We start from the raw sequence: 25,853 nt of genomic DNA on the forward strand, positions 1-25,853 counted from the left end.
CGTGCTTACCTGGCCATCCTCACGCGACTGGATTTTTTCGATCAAGGCGTTCCTCGCCTCGATGCTGGCGCTCTACATCGCGCTCGCTCTCGGCCTGCCGCGCCCTTACTGGGCGATGGCAACGGTCTACATCGTTTCGCATCCGCTCACCGGCGCGACGCGCTCCAAGGCGCTGTATCGCGTTCTCGGCACGCTGCTTGGCGCCGCCGCCGCCATCGCCTTCGTGCCCGCGCTCGTCGATACCCCCGAACTGCTGATGGCCGCCGTCGGCGTCTGGACGGGCACGCTGCTCTATATCTCGTTACTGCATCGCTCGCCGCGCAGCTATGTGTTTCTGCTCGCGTCGTACACGCTGCCGCTGATCGCCTTGCCTGCGGTGAATACGCCGTCGGGCATTTTCGATATCGCCATTGCGCGCGCCGAAGAGATCATTCTCGGTATCGTGTGCGCGAGCGTGGTCGGCGCCGTGATCCTGCCCACGAGCGTGGCCAAAGTGTTGCACGACCGCTCGTCGCGCTGGCTCGTCGACGCCGCGCGCTGGACCACCGACATGCTCTCCGCGGATCCGGAAGGCAAGGCCACGCGCCACATGAGCCGTCACCGCATGGCGGCCGACATCCTCGCGCTCGACCAGCTGATCAGCCAGTTGTCCTACGACGCCGACACGTCCGAGCGGGTGCGCGACGCGCAGGAACTGCGCGGACGCATGACGATGATGATGCCGGTGCTCTCGACGGTGGCCTCGCTCGTACACGCGCTGCGCCGACACCCGAAGGGCGCGCCCGAAGCGCTCGAAGCGAAGATGGCCGAGGTCGTGGCATGGCTGCGTCGCGGCGCCCCCTCGCCCGCGCCCGCCCACCTGCTCAAGCCGCCGCATTCCGCCGGCGAGGCCTCGGACTGGTACGGCGCACTGGTCGCGGCAACGGAAGACCGTCTACGCTCGCTGGTGCAGCTCTGGCAGGATTGCGCCTCGCTGCAACGCCGGTTCGGTCAGCCGGACGGCGCCCCCGAATGGGTCCCCGCCTTCCCATACTGGCAACTGGGCGGCGCGCGCCACTACGATCACGGCCTGTTGTTGTTCTCGACCGTCTCCGCCGCGCTATGCACGTTCCTCATGGGCATGGCCTGGGTCTACACCGGCTGGAACGACGGCGCATCCGCCGTCTCGCTCGGCGCAGTCGCCTGTTGCTTCTTCGCGGCGATGGACGAGCCCGCACCGTTCATCCGCTCGTTTTTCTGGGCGACGGCGGTGTGCGTGGTGTTCGCGGCCGTCTATGTCTTCTTCATTCTGACGAACGCGCACGACTTCGGTCTGCTCGTCGCTCTCTTCGCCGTGCCGTATCTGCTGCTCGGCACCTTCATTCCGCAGCCGCGCTTCACCATGGTTGCGATGCTCGTGGCCGTGAACACTGCGAGTTTCGTCGGCATTCAGGGCGGATACAGCGCCGACTTCCCGGCTTTCTTCAACAGCAACCTTGCAGGTCTCGCCGGGGTGCTGTTCGCCCTGCTGTGGACGTTGCAGACGCGCCCGTTCGGCACGCGCGTGGCCATGCGCCGCCTGATCCATTCGAGCTGGCGCGACATTGCGAAGAATGCGGTGGGACGCTCGGTCAGCGAGCACAACCGCCTGCGTGCGCGCCTGCTCGACCGGCTGGGGCAACTGGTGCCGCGTCTGGCGGCAAGCGAGAGCGAGACATCGAGCGACGGCTTCACGGAAGTGCGCGTCGAGCTCTCGGCCCTCGCATTGCAACGCGAACTGCCGCATCTGAATCCATCGCAGCGCCATGCCGTCGAGGCCGCGCTTACCGACGTGGCGCGCTTCTATCAGGCGCGTCTCGACGACCCGGCGCGCCAACCGGACGCCACCACGCTGCAAGACAAACTGCTGGGCGCGGTGCGCTCGCTTGTGGCCCATAGCGATCAGACTTCGCGCAGTGCGCGCGCGTCGCTCATGGACATCCACGTCGCGCTGTTCCCCGCCACCACAACCGGGAGTGCTCAATGAGCGGCGAAATCGACATCTACGGCGTCTTCGTTCCGATGCTGCTGGCCCTGATGGTCGTGGCCTTCGTGCTCACGGGCGCGTTGCGCTTCGTACTCGCACGCATCGGCTTTTACAAGCTCGTCTGGCACCGTTCGTTATTCAACCTTGCTGTGTACATCATCGCGCTGGGCGGCATCGTCGCCATTGCGCGCGCCTGTCAACCATGAAACTGAAACTTCGCTCTCTGGGCCCCGTCGTCCTGACGCTTGCCGTCTCCTGCGTCGCGATCTACGTGCTGCTGCATCTGTGGGACTACTACACCGTCGCCCCGTGGACGCGTGACGGCCGCATTCGTGCCGACATCGTGCAGGTCGCGCCCGACGTGTCCGGTCTCATTACCGATGTCGAAGTCAAGGACAACCAGCAGGTCCACCGTGGCGATCTGCTGTTCGTCATCGACCGCGATCGGTACACGCTCGCGGTGCAGCAGGCCGAAGCCAACGCCGCCGCGCAACGCGCCTCGCTCGCGCAGGCGCGTCGTGAGAACGCGCGCAATCGTCAGTTGACGGAAGTCGTCGCGAAGGAAGTCGTCGAAGCCGGTCAGGCGAAAGTCGAGTCTCTCGAAGCCGCCGTCGCGCAGGCCGACGCCGCCGTGCGCCTCGCCAGACTCAACCTCGAACGCACGCGTGTGCTCGCACCGGCAGACGGCTACCTGAACGATCGGCTGCCGCGCGTGGGCGACTACGTGAGCACGGGCCGTCCGGTACTGTCGATGGTCGATGCCAACTCGCTGCATGTCGAAGGGTACTTCGAGGAAACGAAGATGCGCGGCATCCATATCGGCGACAAGGTGGAGATTCGCCTGATGGGCGAGCACCATGTGCTGCACGGCCACGTGCAAAGCATCGTGGCCGGCATCGAAGACCGCGACCGCACCAGCGGCGCGTCGATGCTTCCGAACATCAACCCGACGTTCAACTGGGTACGTCTCGCCCAGCGCATTCCGGTGCGTATCGCGCTCGACGACGTGCCCAAGGACATGCGCCTCGTTGCCGGCCGCACGGCGACGGTGAGCGTCGTGCAGGACAAAGACCCGAGCGGCAAGCCGAAAGCGGCATCGCAATCCGGCGGCGCAACGCCCGCGAAGGCAACGTCGCTGGCCGCCGGGCCGCAAGGCGACGCGCGCACTGCACAGGCGGGAGAGCGCCAGTGAAGCCGCGTTTTCTCCTGATGAGCGCCGTGGCCGCCGCTGCCGCGCTCGTCGCCGGATGCACGACGGTCGGCCCCGATTATCACCTGCCGGATCGCGCGGCGATGCGTTCACCCGAGGCGAATGGCGCACTTGTCGACGGCTCGCAACAAGCCGTGGCGAACGCCGTCTCCATCGAGGCGGTGCCCGAAGACTGGTGGAAACTGTACGACGATCCCAAGCTCGACGCGCTCGTGAGGCAGGCGCTCGCCGCCAACACGAACGTGCGGGTGGCGCTTGCGAACGTGCAGCGCGCCGTGGCGATGTATCACGAAGTGGAATCGGAGAATCTGCCGCAGGGCGGCGTGCAGGCCGAGGCGCTGCGCGCCCAGATTTCGGGCGAGAGTCTTCTGCAGGAAGAGAAACTGCCGGTGGCCAACCTCGCGGTCGCCACGCTCGGTATTTCGTATCAGATCGATTTCTTTGGCAAGCTCGCACGTGCCGACGAAGCGGCACTCGCTGCCGCGCAGGCAAGTCAGGCCGCGCTGGACGTCGCCCGTGTGAGCGTGGCGGCCGAAACCGTGCGCGCATACCTGCAAGGCTGCGCCGCCAATCATGAATACGACATCGCCAACGAACAACTGAAGTTGCAGGAGCGCAGTGTCGCCATTACCCGCAAGCTCGTCGACGCCGGTCGCAACCAGCCGACCGATCTGCTGAGGGCACAGGCGCAGGCGGACACGCTGCGCGCCGCGCTTCCCCACTTCCGCGCGCAGCACGAAGCCGCTGCCTATCGGCTCGCCGTGATGCTCGGCAAGGTGCCCGGCACGCTCGACGCCGACGCGGCGCAATGCCGTCGCATCCCCCAACTCGCGCAACCGCTGCCGCTCGGCGACGGCACCGCGCTACTCAAGCGCCGCCCCGACGTGCGCCAGGCCGAACGCGAACTGGCGTCGGCCACGGCCAGGATCGGTGTGGCAACCGCGGATCTTTACCCGTCGATCCGTATTGGTGCGTCGATTGGCGCGAACGGGTTGCTGGAACACTTCGGGCAAGGGCGTACGGAACAGTGGACGCTCGGGCCGATGATCTCGTGGTCGCTACCGACCAACGGCGTGCGTGCGCACATCAAGGGTATGGAAGCCGGTGCGGACGCCGCGCTCGCGCATTTCGACGGCGTCGTGCTCAAGGCAGTACAGGAAACGAAAACGTCGCTCTCCGCTTACCTGCGCGAATTGCAGCGTGACGCGGCGTTGCGCGATGCTCGCGACAAATCGCGCGCCGCCGCCGAGCAGAATCACAAGCTCTATCAGGCAGGACGCGCGCCATATCTGACCAGCCTCGACGCCGAACGCACGCACGCGAGTGCGCAAGCGGCCCTGGCAGCGTCGGAGACGCAGGTCGCGATGGATCAGGTGAACCTGTTCCTGGCACTGGGAGGCGGATGGCAATCGAGCCATTCCGGTGCGGGCGCGCATGACGACGTGCCGAACGAATCCCACGCCGAGAGCGCCACGCACCCACATTGAAATTGGGCCGACGGCGTCTTCGTGACGCTGGCCCTCCAGAAACACACAAGCCCCGTCGGGAGGGAATCCTCGGGCGGGGCTGTGGCAAATGATGCACGCGGGCATCGTGGGAACCGTCGCCACGATAGGCGCGGCGCGGGCAGATTCATGACGGAATCCGGCGGGGCCAGCGCGAATCGGGGTGCGGTTTGGGTACAGCTTGAATACGACCTGGGTACAACTCGAACAACGGCATCGACAATCCGGCAGGCTTGCCGAACGTCAGACTGCCTTAGTTTGCCATCGGGGCCTGCGGAACAGCGGCGTGCCGCGCAGCTTCAATTTCGGCCGTACGTTTTTGCAACTGCACCGACTGCTCATAGGTGTACGGGAAATTGAATTCCGTCACCGGCGAAAGACCAAGCTCGCGTGCGGCTTGCAATTCGGCACGCACATGTTCACGGGTCACACCACTCGATTGATCGGCAGCAAAAGCCGAGGCGGCGACAGCGCTCAGGCCAACCAGCGCAACGGCAGCCAACAGGTTCTTGTTCATGGAAAACTCCTTTTATCGTTCATGTCTTGGTCAGGGAAGCGAAAACCGCTAACCAATCAGTTTTCGCCCTGAGTAAATTATAGTTTTCCCCTAGAAATGAACCAGCCGCAAAGCGACAACACACTGTTTCGGAAATGGTGTGAAATCGGCTGAATCCGGCATCGAAATGTCTCGAAAACGATGCAAAGCAGGCCTGAAGCGAACCCGGCGCAAATTGTGAAATAGCGCAGCGCGCCCGATGATTCCGCTATTTCATCTGGTGAGAATCGACGAAGCGTCGCGGGTGAAAAACGAGTATGCCGGCCATCGAAAATCGCAAGCAAACAGCAGCGCGTGAGCGCTAATCAAAAGCGCTCACGGCCAACCGATGAATCGCGGAAATTTCGAGAGGAAAACCCCGAACGGAACGTCAGGGCGAAATCAGGCCGGTGCTGATCGCGGCGGCAATCGCCTGATGCCGGTTGACGGCGCCCAGTTTGCGCTTGGCGTTATTGATGTGAAACGTCACGGTGTGCTCGGAGATTTTCAGAATCAAACCGATTTCCCAGGCCGTTTTGCCGCGTGCCGCCCACAGCAGACTTTCGATCTCGCGCGGACTGAGCTTGCCGGTGCTTCGGCTCGCCACCCATTGCATGTCCAGTTGCTGAATCGCCTGATGGAAATATAACGCCGTCAGATAGATCTCCCCGATCATGCGTGCTTCGAGTTCGGCCGATTCCTCCGGCGATTTCCCCGTCGCGGCGCTGAATATCGCGCGCTCGCCCGCCGCCCCATAGATCGGAATCGACACCCCGCAGCCCAGTCCGTGCGCACGTGCGTCCGCGAAGATCGGATGGGGGCGCTTTTGCGTCAGGAACGTTCGCCAAAGGATCGGCAGCGGCGACAGATTCGCCGCCACGAGCACCGGGTCCACTTCGGCGTATCCCGCACTCTGATAACGCTCGATCCAGGCCGGCGGAAATGTCGTGAAGATATGACGGCTCGGCAAACCTTGCGCGGAAATGAACTGATCGTCCATCTGAAACGCAGCGGCCTCGCGTTCACGGCGCGGCAATAGCGGGGCATAGAACAACGCATCGTATTCCAGCGTTTGCGTCAGTTTCTGAAACTCGGCGTCCAGCGCCTCGACCGACCGGGCACCTAGCAGCCCCTCGTATCGATAAAGATTGTGATGCATTGCGAGTTGCACGTTCTCAATAATTGCCGGTGGAATGCCGATATTCGCGCATTGTAGTCTGAGCTTTGCCCTTTGCGGGGAGTAAATTTGCCCAATAAAACAACAATGCCATTTCACGTGGAGTGCGAATGATTTTCGCATTGAATTTCACACGTCGCAGCCCAATGCCTCCAATGCCGACAGGACTTTTCGCAATCCCGGCGTAAGCGGTTTATCTTTCCGCACGACGATCGCCAGCGTTCTGGATAATGCCGGCGTCAGTGCAGATATACGCAATCCGCGGCGGCAATGAACCGCGTTGACCGACATGCGCGGCACGATGCCATAGCCCAGGCCGGCAGCCACCATCTCCTTAATAGCCTCGATACTGCCCAACGCCATCACGGGGCGCACGCGCAGTCCCGCCTGCAGGAACCACTCGTCGATCAGCAGCCGCGTGCTGCTGCCGGCTTCGAACGCGACCATGGGCGCGGCGGCCAGCGCGTGCGGTGAGAGTTCCTGCGCCCATTCGCGATCGCCCGCCGGTGCGATGGCAACGAAGTCGTCGCGCAAGACCGGTTTGACGTGCAGGCTGCGCCCAGCAGCGGGCAGCGTGACCAGACCGATGTCGAGCCGGTTCTCCGTCACGGCGCTCACGACGTCGTCCGTGTTGCCGGTGCTCACGCGAATGTCGAGCGACGGGTAGCGTTTGCGCATGGCGCGCAGCATCGGCGGCAGCAAATGGATGCACGCGGTGGCGCCCGTGCCGATTGCGACTTCGCCCGCAACGCCGCGTGCGTGGCTCGTGAGCGCCTGCATGGTGTCTTCGACGGCGGCGTCGATGCGGCGCGCATGCTCCAGCAAGCTCTGCCCCGCCGAGGTCGGCTTGAGCCGCTTGCCGACACGCTCGATGAGTCTGACGTTCAGGCGCTGCTCCAACTGGCGGACTTGAAGGCTCACGGCGGGCTGCGACAAATCGAGGCGAGCGGCGGCCGCGGAGAAACTGCCCGCGTCGATCACCTCGGAAAATGTGTGAAGCTGATCCAGATTCAGGCGACGCATCCCAAAGTTTTCCTTATGAACCGGATAAGATGCCAAGACTTTACCAAGAGATGGACCCGGCCCACCATGCAGCTGCGTTGCCAACGCGCGACGCCTATGCACACGCGCTCGGCACGTTGCTCACGCCGGCATTTGCGCTCGCGGCCGTCGCGGCGGGGGGATACACCGTGGCACGCGAGCGTTTGGGCAACAACGCGATTTTGGGCGTTTCGCTGGTTATCGGCCTGCTGATTGCGGTAGCTGCGCTATCGCCGCGGCGTCTGGCGCCGCGAGCACCTGCTCGACAAACGCCCGGAGAAACTCGATCCACGTCTTGACCTTCGCATCGAGATAGCGTCGCGAGGCGTAGAGTGCATACACGTCCGTTCCCTGCAATTCGTATTCGGGCAGCACACGAACGAGCGAGCCGTTGCGCAATGCCGCCAGCGCGGAAAGCAGGGGCACCGGGGCCACGCCGCAACCGCTCACAAGCGCCGCCGTCAGCGAGTCCGCGGTATTGACTCGCAGGCGCGCCTGCGGAATCGGCAACTTCACCGGGCCGCCCGGCCCGTCGAAAAGCCAACGCTCCACGGTGTAGTGCGGCGCGTTCAGCCTGACGCGCGTGTGCTGCGCCAGAGCGTCGAGCGAGGCGGGCGTTCCGTGCTCCGCAAGGTATTGCGGCGAGGCGCACAATACCGACGCCATGCGGCAAATACGCGCCGATACCAGTCCGGAGTCCGGCAGTTGCGACGCCGCCAGACGCAGCGAGACGTCGATGTTCTCCTCCAGCAGGTCGGGTACGCGCGAGGACAACAGCAGGTCCGCCTCGACGTCCGGGTACTGCTCCAGAAAACGCGCCAGCGCGGGAACCACGAATACCTGTCCGAAGCTCGCGGGCGCGTGCAGGCGCAGTGTGCCGCTTGGTGCGGCGCTCGCGGCGCCGGCCTCGGCCTCCGAGACATCCACCAACGCGATGATGTCCCGGCAGCGGGCCAGATAGCGCCTGCCCGCGTCAGTGAGCGCAAGCTTGCGCGTCGTGCGATGCAGCAAGCGGGTTCGCAGGTGCGCTTCAAGCTCGGAAATGGCCTTCGATACTTGAGGCGTGGTCATGTCGAGCGCGCGGGCGGCCCCGGCAAAGCTGGCGCCGTCGGCCACGCGCACGAAGATCCGCATGTTCTTCAATGTGTTCATGACCCCGGATGATATCGCCAGGTGATATGGACATGCGCCGATATTGGTTGGGATCGGGCCGCGCACACGGTATCCTAGCGGCCCGCTCAGGCTCAACCGGGCGCTTATTCGACGACACTCCGCGGAACACCGCCGTACCCGCCGGAGACCGTCGCAGGTTTCCGTATCCCGTATCTTGCCATTTGCCCACGAGACATTCGCATGACCGATATCAACACCCGTCAGGCCGACCACCCGATCGACCCGCAGTTCGTCGCCCGCTGGTCGCCCCGTGCATTCAAGGATGAAACGATTCCCGAAGCCACGCTGCTGTCGTTCTTCGAAGCGGCCCGCTGGGCCCCGTCCGCCTACAACGCGCAGCCGTGGCGCTTCGTGTTCGCCCGCCGCGGCACGCCGCATTGGGAACAATTCGTCGGCTTTCTCAACGAGTTCAATCAGAGTTGGGCAAAACATGCCGCCGCCATCGTCCTCGTGATTTCGAAGTCGACACTCACGCCCCCGGGCAGCGACAAGGAAGTGCCCGCCTCGACCCATAGCTTCGATGCGGGCGCCGCGTGGGGTTACCTCGCGCTGCAAGCCTCGCTCTCGGGCTGGGCGACGCACGGTCTGGCCGGCATCGAGCACGACAAGATCCGCAACGAACTCGATCTGCCGTCGAAGTACAAGATCGAAGCGGCCATCGCCATCGGACGTCCGGGCGGCGACGTGAACGCCCTGCCCGAAGGTCTGCGCGCCCGCGAAGTGCCGAGCCCGCGCGAGCCGCTCGCCAGGATCGCATCGGAAGGCCGCTTTGCGTTCTGAGCCCGTTCGCATGACGTAAGCGCCAGCGCATGAAAAAACCCCGCCGGGTCGCTCGATCCGGCGGGGTTTCATTTGGTGCCCGACACGCGGCGATGCGGCCTCAGGACGCCTCGGTCTGCGGTGTCCAGCCGCCCCCCAGCGCGCGGTACAGCGCCACGTGGTTGATCAGCACACGCTGCTTCACGTCGATCAACTGCTGCGCCGCCTGGAACTCGCTGCGTTGCGCGTCGAGCAATTCCAGATAGCTCGCCACGCCGTTCGCATAGCGACGTTGCGCCAGGTGCAGCCGCTCGCGCTCGCCGTCCGACACCCGCTTCTGCGCTTCGAGCTGGCGGGCGAGCAGTTGCTGCGCCGCGAGCGCGTCGTTGACTTCGGTGAAGGCCGTCTGAATGGCGCGCTCATACGAGACCACCGCCATTTCCTTGCGCACGTTCGCCAGATTCAGCCCCTGAATGTTGCGTCCGCCTTCGAAGATCGGCACGGTGATCTGTGGCAGAAACGACCACACTCCGGTGCCCGCACCGAACAAGTCGGAAAAGCGTGAACTGGCCGTGCCAATCTCCGTCGTCAGCTTGATGGACGGGAAGAACGCCGCGCGAGCTGCGCCGATGTTGGCATTCGCGCCGCGCAGCCTGGCTTCGGCCAGACGAATATCCGGACGGCGCATCAGCAGCGACGACGGCAGCCCGGCGGCGACCGGCACGACGAACGCGCTGTCGAGCGACGTCTGCGTGTACGGCCGCGTGGCCACGTCGCCGGTCAGCACCTGCAACACGTGCACGATCTCGCTGCGTTGACGCTCACGCTCGGCAAACGCGGCGCGCGCTACCTCGACCTGCGTCGTCTCCGTGTTGAGATCGAGACCGTCGATCAGTCCGCGCTCGGCGCGCAGACGAATCACCTTCATGCCCGCCTCGCGCGCTGCCAGCACCTTGAGCGCGTAAGCGCTCTGCTCGTTGGCGGCAATCAGACCGATGTACGCTGTCGCGACTTCCGCCACGAGGCTGACCTGCGCGGCGCGTTGCGCCTCTTCGCTCGCCAGATACTCCTGCAATGCGGCGTCACGCAGACTGCGCACGCGCCCGAAGAAGTCGAGCTCGAACGCGCTCACGCCCACGATCGCCCGCACGTCGTTCGCGACATATCCGCCCGGCATACTGCTCGTGCCCTCGGGCAGTCCGGCCGAGCCGGAGTAGCGCTGACGGGAGAACGCGCCGCCCGCCTGCACGCCCGGCAGCAGATTCGCACCTTCGATGCCATACAACGCCCGAGCCTCCTGCACGCGCAACGACGCGAGACGCAGATCGCGATTCTGTGCAAGCGCCTTGCGAATCAGCCCCTGCAATTGCGGATCGGTGAAGACCTCCGCCCAGTCCGCCTGCGCCGAAAGCGGGGCGGCGAGCGCGAGTTGTGCGTCGCCGCGCGGCGGCACGGCTTCGTAGGTTGTGGGCACCGGCGCCGCCGGACGCTCGTAAGTCGGCGCGAGCGTACATCCGCCAAGCAGTGCAAAGAAGCACGCCGCGCCAATGGTCATCCCGCGCAGGCGGGCTCGAAACTTCGTCATACCTTCCCCTCGACAGCCGGTGCAGCGTCACGCGGCGCATGGTGACCCTCACCGCCCCGATCACCGTCCTTGCCGTCCTTGCCGTCCTTGCCGTCCTTGCCGTCCTTGCCGTTCCTTCCATGCACTCCATCCCGCCCCGGGTTGCCGCGCTTGTGCGGGCGACGCACGAAGCGGCCGACGATCAGGAAGAACAGCGGCACCAGAAAAATCGCCAGCACAGTGGCCGTCACGATCCCGCCGAGCACCGCGACACCGATGGCGCGCTGCGCCCCCGAGGCCGGCCCCGACGCAATGGCCAGCGGCACCACGCCGAAGCCGAACGCCAGCGAGGTCATGACGATGGGACGCAGACGCAGGCGAGCCGCTTGCACCGCGGCCTCAAGCCACCCCATGCCCTGCTTCGTCAGATCATTGGCGACTTCCACGATCAGAATGGCGTTCTTCGCCGACAGACCGATGGTCGCGATCAGCCCCACCTTGAAATAGATGTCGTTGGGCATGCCGAGCAGACTGACCGCACCAAGCGCGCCGATCACGCCCAGCGGCACGACCATGATGACCGCCGCCGGGATCGCCCAGCTCTCATAGAGCGCCGCGAGCGCGAGGAACACAACCAGCACCGACAATGCGAACAGCATCGGAGCCTGCGCGCCCGAGTCACGCTCTTCGAGCGACTGACCGCTCCACTCGTAACCGATGCCGGCCGGCATCGCGGCCATCAAGCGCTCCATGCGGGCCATGGCCTCGCCACTGCTCCTGCCAGGCGCGGCTTCGCCCTGAATCGTGAACGAGGGATAGCCGTTGTAGCGCTTGAGCTGCGGCGAGCCGAGCTTCCACTGGAGCGTGACGAAGGCCGAGAGCGGCACCATCTCGCCATTGGCGTTGCGCACGCGCAGATTGCCGACATCTTCCGGACTCACGCGCTGACGCCCATCCGACTGCACCAGCACGCGGCGATTTTCCGCACCCAGCATGAAGTCGCCCACGTAATCCGAGCCGAACATCGTCGCGAGCGTGGTATTCACGTCGTCCATGCCGACCTGGAGCGCTTCCATTTTGCGGCGGTCGATGCTCACGTCGACCTGCGGCACGTCGCCCTGGCCGGCGAAAATCACGTTCTTGAGCACAGGGTCCTTCGCCGCCTCGCGCAGCAGGTCGTCACGCGCCGCAGTGAACACCTCCTTGCCCACCCCCGCGCGATCCTGCAAACGCAGGTTGAAGCCGTTCGACGAGCCGAGTTCCGGCAGCGCCGGGCTGTTCATCGCAATCATCATGCGATCGGGCTGACCGGCAAACTTCTCGTTGACGCGATCGACAATGGCATTCACGCCGTCATGCGTGGACGTGCGTTCGCGCCAGTCCTTGAGCGTGACGTACAGCATGCCGCCGCCCGGCCCCGCGCCGAACTCGTTCCATCCGCCCAGCACGAACACGTGTTTGACCGGCTCGTTCTGCATCAAATAGTGCTCGATGCGCTTGAGCGCCGTCATCGCTTCGGGCAACGTGGCCCCCTGCGGCTCCGACGCCATCACCATGAAGCTGCCTGTGTCCTCCTCCGGAATGAAGGCGGACGGCAGGCGCATGAACGCCAGGGGCACTGCGACCAGCACCAGACCGTACACCAGCATCGCGCGCCACGGGCGACGCAGCGTCTTGTCCACCGAGCGCGTGTAGCGCTCGGTCCCCACCGCGAACGTGCGGTTGAACCAGCCGAAGAAGCCGCGCTTCTCGTGATGGTCCACGGCAATCGGACGCAGCAGCGTGGCGCACAGCGCCGGCGTGAGCGAAAGCGCAAGGAACGCCGAGAACCCGATGGAGACCGCGAGCGTTACGGCGAACTGCCGGTAGATGTTGCCCACGGCGCCGGAGAAGAACGCCATCGGCACGAACACCGTCACCAGCACCACCGTAATGCCCACGATGGCTCCGCTGATCTGCTGCATCGCCTTGACCGTGGCGGCGTAGGGCGTGAGCCCCTCCTCGACCATGATGCGCTCGGTGTTCTCGACCACGACGATAGCGTCGTCCACCAGAATGCCGATGGCGAGCACCATGCCGAACATCGTCAGCGTGTTGATCGAGTAGCCGAGTCCCAGCAACACGCCGAACGTGCCGAGCAGCGCGACCGGCACGACGAGTGTCGGGATCAGCGTGGCGCGCAGGTTCTGCATGAACAGATACATCACGAGGAACACGAGCACGATGGCTTCGAGCAGCGTCTTCACCACCTTCTGGATCGAGACCTTCACGAACGAGGCAGTCTCGTAGGGCATCTGATATTCGACACCCGCCGGAAACAGCTTCGCCTGCTCGTCCATCACCTGACGCACGGCCTTCATCACCTCGACGGCGTTCGAGCCTGCCGCGAGCTTGATGCCCATGGCGGTCGCAGGCATGCCGTCGACGCGTGCCGAGTAGTTGTAGTCGGACGCGCCCAGTTCCACGCGCGCCACGTCGCCCAGCCTGATGGCCGAGCCGTCCGCACGCACGCGCAGCGGAATGTTCGCGAACTCCTCCGGTGTCGACAACGCGCTGTCGGAGACCACGTTGGCGTTGATGGGCGCGGACGCCGGAGTCGACCCCGCACCGAGGTCGCCGATGGTCACACGCGCATTGTAGGCACGCACCCTGGACACGATGTCCGACGCGCCAAGGTCGAGCGCCACGAGTTTCGCGGGATCCGGCCAGATGCGGATCGCCTTCTCGGTGCCCCAGAACTGCACCTGACCGACGCCGGGCACGCGCTTGAGCTGGTTCATCACCTGCGACGCGGCGATCTCGCCCAGATCGAACTCGTCCACGGCCGGGTTGCGCGAGGACAGCGTGACGACCATATGGATGTTGTCGGCGGCCCGCTCGACCTTCACGCCATAGCGGCGCACGACTTCGGGCAGGCGCGATTCGACCGTCTTCAAACGGTTCTGCACTTCAACCGCCGCCAGATCGAGGCTGGTGCCCTGGCGGAACGTGAGGTTGACGGACGATTCGCCGTTACCGCTCGTGGCCGACGTATACATCAGGCCGGGCGCGCCGTTCATCTGACGTTCGATGATGGCCGTGACGGAATCTTCGACCACCTTCGCCGAAGCGCCCGGGTAGCTGCTCCACACGCTCACCATCGGCGGCGCGATGTCCGGGTATTGCGCCACCGGCAAAGCCCGGATCGCGAGCACGCCCACGAGTGTGATCATTAGCGAGATCACCCAGGCAAAGACCGGGCGATCGATAAAGAAACGAGCCATTGTCAGTGCGTCTCCGCTTGGGAGGCCGGACCGGCGCGCGCAGGCTCGACCGGTGCAGCGTTGTTTTGCGTTCCGGTGCCGGGCGTCCTGTCGGACGTATTGCCGGCGGTATTGCCAGAGGCATTGCCGGAGGTATTTCCGGACGTTTTGGCGGACGTTTTACCCGTCCCCGCCGCGGCGCCGGCGTCCGCCTTGATCCTGACCTGCATGCCGTCCGAGAATTGCGCGACGTTCTGCACGATCACGTGCTCGCCGCCCTTGAGGCCTTCCGTCACGAGCCATTCGCGAGCGTCGATCGCTTCGGCGCGAACCTTCCTGTCGTGGACCTTGCCCTGCGTATCGACAACGCGCACGATCGCGCCTTCGCCGGTGCGGGTCAGCGACTCGCGCGGCACCCGGACGACGTTCGGGTTCACCGCGCCCTGCATGCGCACCTGCACAAAGGCGCCGGGCAGCAACACACCGTCCGGGTTCGGCAGCAAGGCGCGCATGGCGATGGTGTCCGTACCGGGATCGACAGCCAGATCGGTGAACAGCAGCTTGCCGGGCAGCGCGTACTCACGGCCATCGGGCAGCGTCACATGAACCTGCGGCGCCGAGGCCTCGTTGCCATGCTGCAACTTGCCCGCGCGCAGGTCGCGCGTCATGGCGTACACCTGGGCAGCCGGCTGCGAGAAGTTCACGTAGATCGGATCGATCTGCTCCACGCGCGTGAGCAACGTGGGCGAGTCGAGGCCGACCAGCGCGCCTTCGGTGACTTCGGCGCGGCGCACCCGTCCGGCAATGGGCGACGTGACGCTCGTGTAGCCGAGGTTGAGTTCCGCCTTGCGCACTTCCGCGCGCGCGGCGAGCACTTCGGCGCGCGTACGCGCTTCGGCCGCACGCGCTTCGGCATCTTCCCGGGCGCTGATTGCATGCGATTCGAGCAGACCGCGATAGCGCTCGATCTTGTCGCGCGCCGAATCGTGTTCGGCCTGCGCCTTCGCGAGCGCGCCACGCGCGGCGTCGAGCGCGGCGGATAGCGGCTGCGGGTCGATGCGGAACAGCACTTCGCCCCGGGCGACCGTCTGCCCTTCCCGATACTTGCGCTCGACGATCACGCCGCCGGCCCGCGCACGCACGTCGGCACTGCGGTAGGCCTCCAGACGTCCAGGCTGCCGGGTCGTGAGCGGTTCCGCGCGACGCTCGACCGTGCGCACGACGGCCTCCGGCGTGGCGTCCGCCGTCTCTTTCTTGCCACGCTCCGAACAGGCGGAGAGCAGGACAACGCTGGCGATCAGACCGGTGGATACACCAGTCAGTACTCCGAAACGGGTTCGGCAATCGATTTTCGATGACATGTAAGTACGTTTGATTTACGACATCCGGTCAGGGGTGTCGAAGCCGCGTTCGGTGCGCGGCGTCGAGCGATGGCTGGCGCGATACGCCAGCGATGGGAGAACCGGGGGGCAGAGAAGCGCGATTCTGCCGTGAAAACCATGTTAGAAAAAGTTGGAACCTATCTATAGAATGGATGAATGAACTGGACCATAGAACAATTACGCTACTTTGTGGCGGCAGCGGAAGAAGGCTCGATATCCGCTGCCGCCCGTCGTCTGGGCAAGGCGCAGTCGGCGGTGAGTACGGCGATTTCGCTGCTCGAAGCCGATTTGGGATTTGAACTATTCGATCGCAGCCGTCGCAATGCGCGCCTCACCGATCAGGGCGAGGTCATGCTCCTCGAAGCCAAGGAACTGCTGCGCCAGGCCGAAGGGCTCAATCACCGGGCGAACGCGCTGGCATTCGGCGAGCAGCCTCAGTTGTCCCTGGCGCTCGACGAGGCGCTGCCATACCAGGCCGTCAGCGAACTGGTGCGCGACCTCGCCTATCAGTTCGCGTATCTGGAACTGACACTGCTTAACGGCACGTCGACGGAAGTTGCCGAATACGTGGAAAAGCAGCGCGCGGACATCGGCTTTCACGTGGATCGCGGCGCGATCTCCTCGGCGTTGGGTCACAAGTATGTCGGCTCGGCCGTGCAGGGCGTCTTCGTGGCGGGCGACCATCCTCTGGCGTACCGCGATCAGGTCACGCGCGGCGATCTCGCCAAATATCGGCAGATTCTGTTGCAGATGGACGACATCACACCGCTGCAACTGAGCCCATCGATCTGGCGCGCCGACAGTTCGTACGTCATCGCCAGCATGGTCGTCGACAAACTCGGCTGGGCCGTGCTGCCCATCGATATTGCGGAATACGAAGATCTTCACGAGCTTCGCTGCGACGATCTCGGATTACCTCAGCTTCCTGTGCGAATGCTATGGCGCTTCGGTCGCGAGCCGAACGACGTGATGCGCTGGTGCGAAGCGCGCTTTGCCGAGTTGTTGCGCGCGAGTACCAACGAAGCCTGACAGCATGGCAAGGCAGGGGGGCGCGCATGCGGGTAAAGGAATGCCCGGGCCGCGAACCGTCGCCCGGACCATTTGTCGAACTGCCACACGACCGGGTTGGATTGACGTCACGGTGTGCGCGATGCCCCATGACACGGGCATCGCGCGGCATCGGAATGGAGAGGCCGGGATGGCAAAACCTTCGAAGACCGCATGGTTCAATGCTGCAAGGAAGTGGGATTGCGGCACGGTCGCCGCATTATTGGGCGATGTCCCCGAACTGATCGCCGCCGTCGATCCGAAACATCGCACGGCGCTGCATCTGGCATGTTCGGTGCGCCCTTCCGAGACGGGCGGGCTGTTCGAGCCAAATGGCCTGAAAACGGTCGAAACCCTCCTCGACGCGGGCGCGGCACTGGAGCACGTTGTCCCGATGCCCGGGAATGAAGGCGATTTTCAGGCGACGCCACTCTGGTACGCCGTCGCGCACGGCGAAAACCGCCCGCTGGTGGAATTCCTGCTACGGCGCGGCGCGAACCCGAGCTATTCGCTGTGGGCAGCCGTGTGGCGCGACGACGACGCAATGTGCCGTTCGCTGCTCGAATTCACGCCGTCGCTGAATCTGCGCCTCCATGGGGAGACGCCGATGTTTTATGCGGCACGACTGCAACGGCTGGCAACGCTGCGCCTGCTGATCGACGCCGGCGCCGATCCGTCGATTGCCGACGACCGCGGGCGCGATTGCGTCGACATCGCCCGGGAGCGCCGGCTGCCGAGCGACATCGTGGAAATGCTTGAAGCCCTGCGCGAACGAGTCATTGCAGCGGACGATCACTCGGTATCGCGCCGCCGCAGCAAATAGGTATCCATGATCCAGCCGTGCGTGCGACGCGCCTCGTCGCGCACGCGCTCGATCTCGTCCATGACGTCGCGCAGCGGCCCCGAGATGAGAATCTCGTCGGGCGTGCCGACGTACGCGCCCCAAAAGATTTCAAGCGCTTCGTGTGCGAGACGCTTGTACGTGTGCTTCGCATCGAGCATCACGACGACAGTGTCCACGCCCGCGGGGAACCCATCGGCGATGCCGCGGGCGTTGGTAATCTCGATGGACTTGCCGATCCGGTTCAACGGGATGCGGTGCCGTGCGGCCAGTGCCTGCACACTGCTGATGCCGGGAATCACGTCGAACGCGAAAGTGTGGTTCCCCTGCGCACGGATGGCATCGAGAATGCGGATTGTGCTGTCGTAAAGCGACGGATCGCCCCACACGAGAAACGCACCGACTTCACCGTCTTGCAGTTCGTCCGAAATCAGACGCTCGTAGATCTGCTGCTTGTCGCGGTTCAGTTCGTCGACGGCCGTTCGGTAGTCGGCGTCCGATTCGTCGCGACGACGCTCGGGGCTCGTCGCCTGCACAATGCGGTAGTCGCGATCCGTAACGAACCGCTCGACGATGTGCTTGCGCAGCGCGATCAGCTTTTCCTTCGCTACGCCCTTGTCCATCACGAAGAACACGTCGGCGCGGTTCATCGCCTCGATCGCCTGCACCGTTACGTAATCGGGATTGCCGGCACCGATGCCGATCACCAGGAGATGCTTCATGTCCCGATCTCCCGATGCCGCGCGCTCGCATACAGCGACGAGTCGACGAAGCCTTCGGCCGCGAGTACCCGTCCCACGAGAATGAGCGCCGTGCGCTCGATACCAGTCTGTCCGACCTTCGCTTCGATGTCCGCCAATGTGCCCGTCATGCGCGTCTCGTCCGGCCAGCTGGCGCGGTACACCACGGCAACCGGACAGTCGCTGCCGTAATGCGGCGTCAGCGTCTGGACAATGCGCGCAAGATGCCGCACACCGAGATGGATCGCCATCGTCGCGCCGTGGCGCGCCAGATCGCTCAGCGCTTCGCCCTCCGGCATCGGTGTCCTGGTCGCGTATCGTGTGAGAATCAGCGTCTGCGAAATGCCCGGAAGCGTCAGTTCGCAACCCAGCGTCGCGGCACATGCCGCGGTGGCCGTCACCCCCGGCACGATCTCATAGGGAATGCCCAGCGCACGCAGACGCCGGATCTGCTCGCCGATGGCACCGTACAGCGACGGATCGCCGGAATGCACCCGGGCCACGTTCTGCCCCCGGGCATGCGCGTCGGACAGCAGCCCGACAATGGCGTCGAGATCGAGCTCGGCCGTGTTGACGACACACTCGGCGCGGTGGCCGTCGAGCACCTCCGGCGGCACCAGCGACCCCGCATACAGAATCACGGGAGAACTGCGAATCAGGCGCTGGCCTTTCACGGTGATCAGTTCGGGATCGCCGGGGCCGGCGCCAATGAAATAAACCGTCATGCTTCGTTCCCTCGTCTGGCGGGCTGAATGTAATTAGCGCGTGCCACGTCGCCCTCCCCCGTTCTCACTGTTCTCACTGTTCTCACTGTTCTCACGGCTCTCATTGGTCTTGCCCCTCCCCCCACGGCGCACCGCATCGAGCGCGGCCAGCAACGCCGCGCCGGTCTCGAACGCGCGATCCGTGTCGATTTCCGGCGGGCGCGCCAGCATGACCACCGGCAAGCCCCGCTCGCGTGCGATGTCGAGTTTGGCCTCGGTCGCCGCACCGCCGCTGTGCTTGCTGACAACGACATCGATCTCGTGCTGCGCGAACAGCACGCGTTCGCTCTCGTGGGTGAACGGGCCACGCGCGCCGATCACGGTCGCTTGCGCGTTACCCGGATGATCGTCGAGGCAGCGCACGACCCAGCGCTGGTGTGCCGGAATCGCGTCGAGATGGCCGAGTGGCTCGCGCCCCATCGTGAATAACGGACGCGAGAAACCCGCCAGCGCCTCGCACATCGCGGGCCAATCCGGCACGAAACGCCAGTCGTCGCCCGGTTGCGCCTGCCATGGCGCGCGCCGCAGCGACCACACCGTCACACCGGCCAGCCGTCCGGCCGCCACCGCGTTCGCGCTCATTTTTGCCGCGTAGGGATGCGTGGCGTCGATGATCAGTTCGATGGCTTCGTCGTCGAGATAACGCGCAAGGCCTTCGCTGCCGCCGAAGCCGCCAACGCGCACGCGGCAAGGCAGGTCGCCGGGCACGCGGCCAAGGCCCGCGAGACTGTAGACGTCGTGCCCATCGAGTCGACGCGCAATCTTCAGTGCGTCGCCCGTGCCGCCCAGGAGCAACACACGTTTCATGACGTGGCACCTTCGCCGGGCGTCGCTGGTTTGACCACCTCCAGCAGCGTAATCGGCAACGCTGCCCGCCAGGTGTCGAAGCCCCCCAGCGGCTGCGCTTCGCTGATCGCCAGACGCGTGAGCGTGCCGCCGTGCCGCTCGCGCCAGGCGGTCAATACCGCTTCGCTTTGCAGCGTTACCGCGTTCGCGACGAGGCGCCCCCCGGGACGCAAGTGCGTCCAGCATGCGTCGAGCACGCCCGGCGCGGTGACGCCACCGCCGATGAAGATGGCGTGAGGCGCGGCGAGCCCTTGCAAGGCGTCGGGCGCACGTCCCGCGACCAATGTCAGCCCGGGCACGCCCAACGCGTCGCGGTTATGCGCGATGAACGCCTGACGCGCAGGCGACGATTCGATGGCGATGGCGTGGCAAGCCGGATGCGCGCGCATCCATTCGATGCCGATCGAGCCGCAGCCGGCGCCGACGTCCCAGAGCAGCGCGCCGGGATGCGGGGCCAGCCGCGACAGCGTGATGGCGCGCACGTCGCGCTTGGTCAACTGACCGTCGTTGACAAAGGCATCGTCGGGCAGGCCGGCGGTGAGCGGCAACGCGCGCCCTGCGCCGGGGTCCGCCGCGCAAGTGAGCGCGACGAGGTTGAGGGCTTCGACCTGCCGGTCGCCCCAATGCCGTGCGGTGGCATCGATGCGACGCTCGTGCGGCCCGCCCAGCGACTCGAATACGCTCATGGACGTTGCGCCAAAACCATTGGCACACAGCAGCGCCGCGACGTCCGCCGGCGACGCGCCGTCGCGGCTCAGAACCAGCAGTCTCGCGCCCTCGCGCAAATGCGCATTCAACGCGGCCAATGGCCGGCCGACCAGCGAGACGGCAGGTATGTCCTGCAACGCCCAGCCCAGCCGCCCCGCGGCAAGCGACAGCGACGAGGGCGCACCGATCACTTGCATTTCGTTTGCCGGAATGCACCGGGCCAGTGTCGCACCGACGCCGAACAGCATCGGATCGCCGCTCGCGAGCACGCACACCGGCCTGCCGCGCCACCCATGCACGGCATCGACGTCGAACGGTTTGGGCCACGGTTCGCGCCGCGCGCGAATGCGGCCCGGCAGCATCGACAGGTGACGCGGCGCACCGGTCACGATCTCGGCGTCCAGCAATGCCCGGCGGGCATTCCGGCTCAGACCGGCGAACCCGTCCTCACCGATGCCGATCACTGTCAGCCAGGGGGGCATTGCATCGCCGGTCATCATCCTCGGTCCTCTTTTCGCGGCCTGCAAAATCGCGGCCGAAAATCGCAAAGCAGGCATAATACCGCTTTGCCGAAACCGCTCGGGCGATTGTCGGTACGGGGGCAACTTCGCCGGCATTTTGGGGGCTTCCGGCCGGAGATCCCGGTGAGGCCGGGGCCGATAGACGAAGTGACGGCCGGATTGACAGCCTTTCTTCGGCCGGAGCTGACAATGCGCCGCCCACCGCAGCCGTTCCCGCCATTCATCGAACCTTGGATCACGCCGCTTTTCTCTCGAATCCTTCGCGTCCCGCCGCGCGAGCATCCGCCTGCCCCGCACTCGGACGCATCGTGACGAGTCGCGACGGCGGGTTGTGCCGGGTCAAGCTGCCCGGCGGGAAACTCAGCGCGGCGCAGGCGCTCGCCATCGCGCATGCCGCCGAGACGTTCGCCAGCGGCGTCCTCGAACTGACGAACCGGTCCAATCTTCAACTGCGCGGCGTACACGACGATGCGCAAGCGCACCTGACCCGGCAACTGATCGACGCAGGTCTGGGGCCGCGCGTGCAACATGACCGGAACGCGCTCCACGACCCGGCCGGCACCTCTTGCATTGCCCATCGAACGGCGGTCGCCGACGACGTGCGCAACCTGATGCTCAGTCCTGCCGCGGGCGTCGACGCCGGCGCGCTGTTCGACACGACGGCGCTCGCCGACACCCTCCTCATCCGTCTGGAGAACGAACCGCGCTTCGCCGCACTCTCGCCCAAGGTCTCGGTGCTGCTCGACGGAGGCGAACGGCTCGCCGCGCTCGACCATCCGCACGACGTCTGGCTGTCGCCAATGTCACCCGGGACCGGCCGCGAACCGATGTTCGTGTTCGGTCTGGCCGGCGCACCGGGCATGACGTTCGCCCAGGCGCTTGGCGCCGTTCGGGCGTGCGACGTCCCGGCGCTGGTGCACGCGTTGCTGTGTAATTTCATCGACCTCGCCGACGCGGGCGACAAACGCATGCGCGATCTGTTGCGCACGCATCGCGCGAACGACGTGGCGAATCGCGCAGCGGCGCACGCCGGCGTGACGCTCCATCGCAACGCCGCCGTCGACGCATGGCGACGCACGCCCGCCGACCCGCTGCGCCGGTTCGGCGCATGGCCGCAGCGCAACGCCGGCCTGTGGCACGTGGGGGCGCAAGCGCCGCTCGGCCGCCTCGATGCCGCAACGTTGCGTGCCCTCGCCGACCTCGCCCGCAGCTATTCTCCAGGCGGTATCCGCGTGACGCCGTGGCAAGGCGTGATGCTGACCGACGTCGCGCATTGCGACGTCGCAGCCGTTGAGCAGGCGTTCGATCGTCTGAACTTGATTCGCAGCGCGCAAACGCCGCTGGGCCGTCTCATCGCCTGTGCCGGATCGACAGGATGCGCCAAGGCGTTGTCGGACACGAAAGCCGATGCCCGCGACCTCGCCGGGCGTCTGAACGAAAGCGTGGAAGTGCATCTGAGCGGCTGCGTGCGCTCGTGTGCGGCTGCCCATCGCGCGCCGTGGACGCTCGTCGCCGTCGCGCCGGGGCGATACGACCTGTATCGGCACCCTGCGGCGTCCCTCGCCATCGCCGGCACCGCCGAGCCCGCCGGCCGGCGCCAGGCCGATGCCGGGCGCTTTGGCGAGCGCATCGCCACCGATATGCCCCTCGAAGCGATTGCGCTTCGACTGAACTCGCAAGACCGGATTGCCCAGCCATGATTGATTACGTCCGCGACGGACAAGCCATCTACCGCGAATCGTTCGCCACGATCCGTGCGGAAGCCGACCTTTCGCGCATTCCCGCCGATCTCGAAAAGCTCGCCGTGCGCGTGATCCACGCGTGCGGCATGGTCGACATCGTGCACGACCTGCACTTCTCCGAAGGGGCGGGCGTCGCCGGGCGCAACGCGCTGCTTGCCGGCGCACCGGTCCTGTGCGACGCCAACATGGTCGCGCATGGCGTCACGCGCGCGCGGCTGCCGGCCGCGAACGAGGTCGTGTGCACGCTCACGCACCCCGGCGTGCCGGACCTCGCACGCGCCATGGGCAATACCCGCTCGGCGGCTGCGCTCGAACTGTGGCGTCCGATGCTCGCGGGCAGCATCGTCGCCATCGGCAACGCGCCGACGGCCCTGTTCCATTTGCTCGACATGCTCGATCGTGGAGCGCCGCGTCCTGCGCTCATTCTCGGCTTTCCCGTCGGCTTCGTCGGTGCGGCCGAATCGAAGGCGATGCTCGCCGCCGACAGTCGCGGCGTGCCGTATGTGACCGTCTCGGGCCGCCGTGGCGGCAGCGCCATGGCCGCCGCCGCCATCAACGCTCTGGCATCGGAAATCGAATAATGACCATCTCCGGAAAGCTCTACGGTATCGGTGTCGGTCCGGGAGACCCCGAGCTGCTGACGCTCAAGGCGCTGCGCCTGTTGCAAGCCGCCCCCGTGGTCGCGTATTTCGTGGCGAAGGGCAAGAAAGGCAATGCATTCGGCATCATCGAAGAGCATCTGCTCGACGCACAGACGCGCATGCCGCTCGTCTATCCGGTCACGACAGAAGTCCTTGCACCGCCGCTGTCCTACGAGACGATCATCGCCGATTTTTACGACACGGCCGCCGCGCTCATTGGCGAGCACCTCGCGGCGGGACGCGACGTGGCCGTGGTCTGCGAAGGCGACCCGTTCTTCTACGGTTCGTACATGTATCTGCACGACCGGCTGGCCGAGCAGTACCCCGCCGAAGTCGTACCGGGTGTTTGTTCGATGCTCGGGGGTGCGGCCGTGCTGGGCACGCCGCTCGTCTATCGCAACCAGAGCCTCGCCGTGCTTTCCGGCGTCCTGCCCGAAGACGAATTGCGTCGCAAGCTGGCCCACGCCGATGCCGCGGTCATCATGAAACTCGGTCGCAACTTCGACAAGGTACGCCGCGTTCTCGACGACCTCGGTCTCGCAGGCCGCGCCCGGTATGTCGAACGGGCGACGATGCACAACCAACGCATCGTGCCGCTCGAAGAAGTCGATCCGAGCGCATCGCCGTACTTCTCGCTTCTGGTCGTGCCGGGCCAGAAGTGGCAGGGATGAGCGCGATGTCCGTCACTTTCGCCGCCCCCGCCATTGTGGTACTCGGTCGCAGCGCGCTCGACACGGCACGACGCCTTCGGGCAAGCTTGCCGAAAGCCACCCTCCACGGTCTGACGGCGCGTGTCGGTGACGACGTCGACGTGCCCTTCACCGAACTCGGCGCTCATCTTCAGTCGCTCTACGCGCAGGGCACGCCGATCGTCGCGCTATGCGCTGCGGGTATCGTCATTCGCTGCGTGGCGCCGATGCTGAGCAACAAAGGGACCGAACCGCCCGTGCTCGCCGTGGCCGAAGACGGCAGCGCGGTGGTGCCGTTGCTTGGCGGATTGTCGGGCGTCAACGTATTGGCTCGCCAGATCGCCCGCACGCTGGGCATTGCCCCCGCGATCACGACGAGCGGCGAACTGCGCTTCGGCACGTGCGTGCTCAATCCCCCCGAAGGCTACGTGCTCGCCGATCTGGCGCAGAGCAAACATTTCGTCTCGGATCTGCTGGCCGGAGAGTCGGTGCGCATCGAAGGCGATGCGCCATGGCTGCGCGACGCCGACCTGCCGCGTGCCAGCACCGCCGCGCGCACGATTCGCATCACGCCCCGCATCGGCGACGGCGATCGCGAAACGCTCGTCATTCATCCGCGCAGCCTGCTCGTTGCGCTCACACGGGCAGACGGCGTCGGCGCACAACAGGTGCGGGACATGCTGTCGGCGCAGGGTCTCTCCGCCCTTGCGCTGGCAGTGCTCGTCGCGCCGCTTTCGCTCATGGGCCATGCGGCCATCCGGACGATGGCGCACGAACTTGGCGTGCCGCTGCGCTTCGCGGCATTCGACCCGGCGCAGGTAGACGACTGGCTGACGACAATGCTTGGCAGTGACGTCGACATTCGTCATGACGAGCGTGGCATGGCGCTCGCACTCGCCGGCGCGCCCCTCGACCCGACGCAAATCGGCCGCGCGCGCGGCACGCTGAGCGTGATCGGCCTCGGCCCGGGCAACGCCGGACTGCGCGTGCCGGAAGCGAGCGCCGCGCTCGCGGCGGCAACCGACATCCTCGGCTATGCCACTTACGTCGCCATGGCCGGGCCGTTCCGCGACGACCAGACGGTGCACCCCACCGATAACCGCGAGGAATTGATGCGGGCGCGCCATGCGTTCGAACTTGCGTGCGAGGGCAAGCACGTAGTGGTCGTATCCTCGGGTGACCCGGGCGTATTCGCCATGGCCAGCGCCGTGCTCGAAGCGCTCGACCTGAGCGACGATCCCGCGTGGAAAGCCGTCGACCTGCGCATCGTGCCGGGCATCTCGGCAGCCATGGCAACGGCCGCATGCGCCGGTGCACCGCTCGGTCACGACTTCTGCATGCTTTCGCTGTCGGACAACCTGAAGCCGTGGGACATCATCTGCGAGCGCCTGCGACATGCGGCGCAGGCGGATCTCGTCATGGCGTTCTATAACCCCATCTCCCGGGCGCGGCCGTGGCAACTCGGCGAAGCGCTCGACATCGTCAGGCAATGGCGCGCACCGCAGACCCGGGTCGTACTCGGGCGCGACATCGGACGCCCCGGCGCAACGCTCGTCAACACCACGCTAGGCGAGCTACGCCCCGAGCAGGTCGACATGCGCACGATGGTCATCATTGGTTCTTCGACGACCCGGGGCATCGACGGCGGCCCGAACGGGGAGTGGATCTACACGCCGCGCTGGTACGGTGAAGCGCCCGGGCGTTGATGCCGGGTTACGTTC

21 protein-coding genes and 1 pseudogene are annotated in these 25,853 nt (G+C 65.7%); 11 read left to right on the forward strand and 11 right to left on the reverse strand.

What is annotated here, in order from left to right; translation table 11 throughout:
- Nucleotide 1 precedes the first annotated feature (1 nt).
- The 4 genes from AB870_RS17040 to AB870_RS17055 are packed head-to-tail and all read left to right on the forward strand — an operon-like array spanning nt 2 to nt 4,702.
- The gene (locus AB870_RS17040) at nt 2-2,005 is read left to right on the forward strand and encodes an FUSC family protein (RefSeq protein ID WP_047905620.1); all 2,004 of its coding nucleotides are present in this window, start codon (nt 2-4) and stop codon (nt 2,003-2,005) included.
- On the forward strand, nt 2,002-2,211 hold the full coding sequence (locus AB870_RS17045) for a DUF1656 domain-containing protein (protein ID WP_047905621.1): 210 nt from the start codon (nt 2,002-2,004) through the stop codon (nt 2,209-2,211). Before AB870_RS17040 ends, AB870_RS17045 begins: the two co-directional genes overlap by 4 nt.
- Nucleotides 2,208-3,197, forward strand: a complete 990-nt coding sequence (locus tag AB870_RS17050; RefSeq protein WP_047905622.1) for an efflux RND transporter periplasmic adaptor subunit — start codon at nt 2,208-2,210, stop codon at nt 3,195-3,197. Before AB870_RS17045 ends, AB870_RS17050 begins: the two co-directional genes overlap by 4 nt.
- 17 nt (nt 3,198-3,214) lie before the next feature.
- Nucleotides 3,215-4,702 (forward strand): efflux transporter outer membrane subunit, encoded by a 1,488-nt coding sequence (locus AB870_RS17055; RefSeq protein WP_047905623.1) that lies wholly within the window; start codon nt 3,215-3,217, stop codon nt 4,700-4,702.
- Between the two features lie 271 nt (nt 4,703-4,973).
- On the opposite strand, the gene AB870_RS17060 is transcribed toward AB870_RS17055, so the two are convergent.
- The 4 genes from AB870_RS17060 to AB870_RS17075 form a co-directional block, all read right to left on the reverse strand.
- A complete protein-coding gene (locus AB870_RS17060) occupies nt 4,974-5,237 on the reverse strand; it encodes a DUF4148 domain-containing protein (protein WP_047905624.1) in 264 nt (87 codons plus the stop codon).
- 409 nt (nt 5,238-5,646) lie between these two features.
- Complete coding sequence (locus tag AB870_RS17065; RefSeq protein WP_084663811.1) at nt 5,647-6,555, reverse strand: autoinducer binding domain-containing protein; 909 nt, start codon at nt 6,553-6,555, stop codon at nt 5,647-5,649.
- A 6-nt stretch (nt 6,556-6,561) separates the two neighbouring features.
- On the reverse strand, nt 6,562-7,455 hold the full coding sequence (locus AB870_RS17070) for a LysR family transcriptional regulator (protein WP_047905626.1): 894 nt from the start codon (nt 7,453-7,455) through the stop codon (nt 6,562-6,564).
- Between the two features lie 216 nt (nt 7,456-7,671).
- Nucleotides 7,672-8,625 (reverse strand): LysR family transcriptional regulator, encoded by a 954-nt coding sequence (locus AB870_RS17075; RefSeq protein WP_047905627.1) that lies wholly within the window; start codon nt 8,623-8,625, stop codon nt 7,672-7,674.
- Nucleotides 8,626-8,826: 201 nt separating this feature from the next.
- Between AB870_RS17075 and AB870_RS17080 the strand changes: the two genes are divergently transcribed.
- Nucleotides 8,827-9,426, forward strand: coding sequence for a nitroreductase family protein (locus AB870_RS17080; RefSeq protein WP_047905628.1), 600 nt, complete (start codon nt 8,827-8,829; stop codon nt 9,424-9,426).
- A 100-nt stretch (nt 9,427-9,526) separates the two neighbouring features.
- Here AB870_RS17080 and AB870_RS17085 read toward each other — a convergent pair whose 3' ends face one another.
- The 3 genes and pseudogenes from AB870_RS17085 to AB870_RS17095 form a co-directional block, all read right to left on the reverse strand.
- Nucleotides 9,527-10,990, reverse strand: a complete 1,464-nt coding sequence (locus AB870_RS17085) for an efflux transporter outer membrane subunit (RefSeq protein ID WP_084663813.1) — start codon at nt 10,988-10,990, stop codon at nt 9,527-9,529.
- A 143-nt stretch (nt 10,991-11,133) separates the two neighbouring features.
- Nucleotides 11,134-14,232, reverse strand: a pseudogene (locus AB870_RS17090) (multidrug efflux RND transporter permease subunit); the annotation flags it as partial.
- Between the two features lie 2 nt (nt 14,233-14,234).
- Entirely contained in the window at nt 14,235-15,572 is a 1,338-nt protein-coding gene (locus tag AB870_RS17095) for an efflux RND transporter periplasmic adaptor subunit (RefSeq protein WP_237169971.1), read from the reverse strand.
- A gap of 177 nt (nt 15,573-15,749) precedes the next feature.
- Here AB870_RS17095 and AB870_RS17100 point away from each other — a divergent pair, with 177 nt between their 5' ends.
- Together AB870_RS17100 and AB870_RS17105 are read left to right on the forward strand one after the other, a co-directional pair.
- Entirely contained in the window at nt 15,750-16,622 is an 873-nt protein-coding gene (locus AB870_RS17100) for a LysR family transcriptional regulator (RefSeq protein WP_047905630.1), read from the forward strand.
- Between the two features lie 169 nt (nt 16,623-16,791).
- Nucleotides 16,792-17,463, forward strand: a complete 672-nt coding sequence (locus AB870_RS17105; RefSeq protein ID WP_047905631.1) for an ankyrin repeat domain-containing protein — start codon at nt 16,792-16,794, stop codon at nt 17,461-17,463.
- Here AB870_RS17105 and cobF read toward each other — a convergent pair.
- The 4 genes from cobF to AB870_RS17125 are packed head-to-tail and all read right to left on the reverse strand — an operon-like array spanning nt 17,433 to nt 21,021.
- Nucleotides 17,433-18,203, reverse strand: a complete 771-nt coding sequence (cobF, locus tag AB870_RS17110; protein WP_047905632.1) for a precorrin-6A synthase (deacetylating) — start codon at nt 18,201-18,203, stop codon at nt 17,433-17,435. The genes AB870_RS17105 and cobF overlap by 31 nt on opposite strands.
- On the reverse strand, nt 18,200-18,946 hold the full coding sequence (gene cobM, locus AB870_RS17115) for a precorrin-4 C(11)-methyltransferase (protein ID WP_047905633.1): 747 nt from the start codon (nt 18,944-18,946) through the stop codon (nt 18,200-18,202). The genes cobF and cobM overlap by 4 nt, the downstream gene beginning before the upstream one ends.
- Before the next feature lie 33 nt (nt 18,947-18,979).
- On the reverse strand, nt 18,980-19,792 hold the full coding sequence (locus AB870_RS17120; protein WP_084663819.1) for a cobalt-precorrin-6A reductase: 813 nt from the start codon (nt 19,790-19,792) through the stop codon (nt 18,980-18,982).
- Nucleotides 19,789-21,021 (reverse strand): bifunctional cobalt-precorrin-7 (C(5))-methyltransferase/cobalt-precorrin-6B (C(15))-methyltransferase, encoded by a 1,233-nt coding sequence (locus tag AB870_RS17125; protein ID WP_047908337.1) that lies wholly within the window; start codon nt 21,019-21,021, stop codon nt 19,789-19,791. Before AB870_RS17125 ends, AB870_RS17120 begins: the two co-directional genes overlap by 4 nt.
- A 347-nt stretch (nt 21,022-21,368) precedes the next feature.
- Between AB870_RS17125 and cobG the strand changes: the two genes are divergently transcribed.
- The 4 genes from cobG to cobJ are packed head-to-tail and all read left to right on the forward strand — an operon-like array spanning nt 21,369 to nt 25,838.
- A complete protein-coding gene (gene cobG / locus AB870_RS17130) occupies nt 21,369-22,760 on the forward strand; it encodes a precorrin-3B synthase (protein WP_237169972.1) in 1,392 nt (463 codons plus the stop codon).
- The gene (locus tag AB870_RS17135) at nt 22,757-23,383 is read left to right on the forward strand and encodes a precorrin-8X methylmutase (RefSeq protein ID WP_047905635.1); all 627 of its coding nucleotides are present in this window, start codon (nt 22,757-22,759) and stop codon (nt 23,381-23,383) included. Before cobG ends, AB870_RS17135 begins: the two co-directional genes overlap by 4 nt.
- A complete protein-coding gene (locus AB870_RS17140) occupies nt 23,383-24,114 on the forward strand; it encodes a precorrin-2 C(20)-methyltransferase (RefSeq protein WP_047905636.1) in 732 nt (243 codons plus the stop codon). Before AB870_RS17135 ends, AB870_RS17140 begins: the two co-directional genes overlap by 1 nt.
- On the forward strand, nt 24,111-25,838 hold the full coding sequence (gene cobJ / locus AB870_RS17145) for a precorrin-3B C(17)-methyltransferase (protein ID WP_237169973.1): 1,728 nt from the start codon (nt 24,111-24,113) through the stop codon (nt 25,836-25,838). Before AB870_RS17140 ends, cobJ begins: the two co-directional genes overlap by 4 nt.
- The last annotated feature ends 15 nt before the right edge of the window (nt 25,839-25,853 follow it).

Source organism: Pandoraea faecigallinarum (assembly GCF_001029105.3).
Lineage (GTDB): Bacteria > Pseudomonadota > Gammaproteobacteria > Burkholderiales > Burkholderiaceae > Pandoraea > Pandoraea faecigallinarum.

Bases quoted from the DNA above. Each gene is read 5' to 3' on its own strand.
- AB870_RS17045 (WP_047905621.1), top strand. From the start codon at position 2,002: ATGAGCGGCGAAATCGACATCTACGGCGTCTTCGTTCCGATGCTGCTG.
- AB870_RS17050 (WP_047905622.1), top strand. From the start codon at position 2,208: ATGAAACTGAAACTTCGCTCTCTGGGCCCCGTCGTCCTGACGCTTGCC.
- AB870_RS17055 (WP_047905623.1), top strand. From the start codon at position 3,215: ATGAGCGCCGTGGCCGCCGCTGCCGCGCTCGTCGCCGGATGCACGACG.
- AB870_RS17060 (WP_047905624.1), bottom strand. From the start codon at position 5,237: ATGAACAAGAACCTGTTGGCTGCCGTTGCGCTGGTTGGCCTGAGCGCT.
- AB870_RS17065 (WP_084663811.1), bottom strand. From the start codon at position 6,555: ATGCGAAAATCATTCGCACTCCACGTGAAATGGCATTGTTGTTTTATT.
- AB870_RS17070 (WP_047905626.1), bottom strand. From the start codon at position 7,455: ATGCGTCGCCTGAATCTGGATCAGCTTCACACATTTTCCGAGGTGATC.
- AB870_RS17075 (WP_047905627.1), bottom strand. From the start codon at position 8,625: ATGAACACATTGAAGAACATGCGGATCTTCGTGCGCGTGGCCGACGGC.
- AB870_RS17080 (WP_047905628.1), top strand. From the start codon at position 8,827: ATGACCGATATCAACACCCGTCAGGCCGACCACCCGATCGACCCGCAG.
- AB870_RS17085 (WP_084663813.1), bottom strand. From the start codon at position 10,990: ATGACGAAGTTTCGAGCCCGCCTGCGCGGGATGACCATTGGCGCGGCG.
- AB870_RS17095 (WP_237169971.1), bottom strand. From the start codon at position 15,572: ATGTCATCGAAAATCGATTGCCGAACCCGTTTCGGAGTACTGACTGGT.
- AB870_RS17100 (WP_047905630.1), top strand. From the start codon at position 15,750: ATGAACTGGACCATAGAACAATTACGCTACTTTGTGGCGGCAGCGGAA.
- AB870_RS17105 (WP_047905631.1), top strand. From the start codon at position 16,792: ATGGCAAAACCTTCGAAGACCGCATGGTTCAATGCTGCAAGGAAGTGG.
- cobF (WP_047905632.1), bottom strand. From the start codon at position 18,203: ATGAAGCATCTCCTGGTGATCGGCATCGGTGCCGGCAATCCCGATTAC.
- cobM (WP_047905633.1), bottom strand. From the start codon at position 18,946: ATGACGGTTTATTTCATTGGCGCCGGCCCCGGCGATCCCGAACTGATC.
- AB870_RS17120 (WP_084663819.1), bottom strand. From the start codon at position 19,792: ATGAAACGTGTGTTGCTCCTGGGCGGCACGGGCGACGCACTGAAGATT.
- AB870_RS17125 (WP_047908337.1), bottom strand. From the start codon at position 21,021: ATGCCCCCCTGGCTGACAGTGATCGGCATCGGTGAGGACGGGTTCGCC.
- AB870_RS17135 (WP_047905635.1), top strand. From the start codon at position 22,757: ATGATTGATTACGTCCGCGACGGACAAGCCATCTACCGCGAATCGTTC.
- AB870_RS17140 (WP_047905636.1), top strand. From the start codon at position 23,383: ATGACCATCTCCGGAAAGCTCTACGGTATCGGTGTCGGTCCGGGAGAC.
- cobJ (WP_237169973.1), top strand. From the start codon at position 24,111: ATGAGCGCGATGTCCGTCACTTTCGCCGCCCCCGCCATTGTGGTACTC.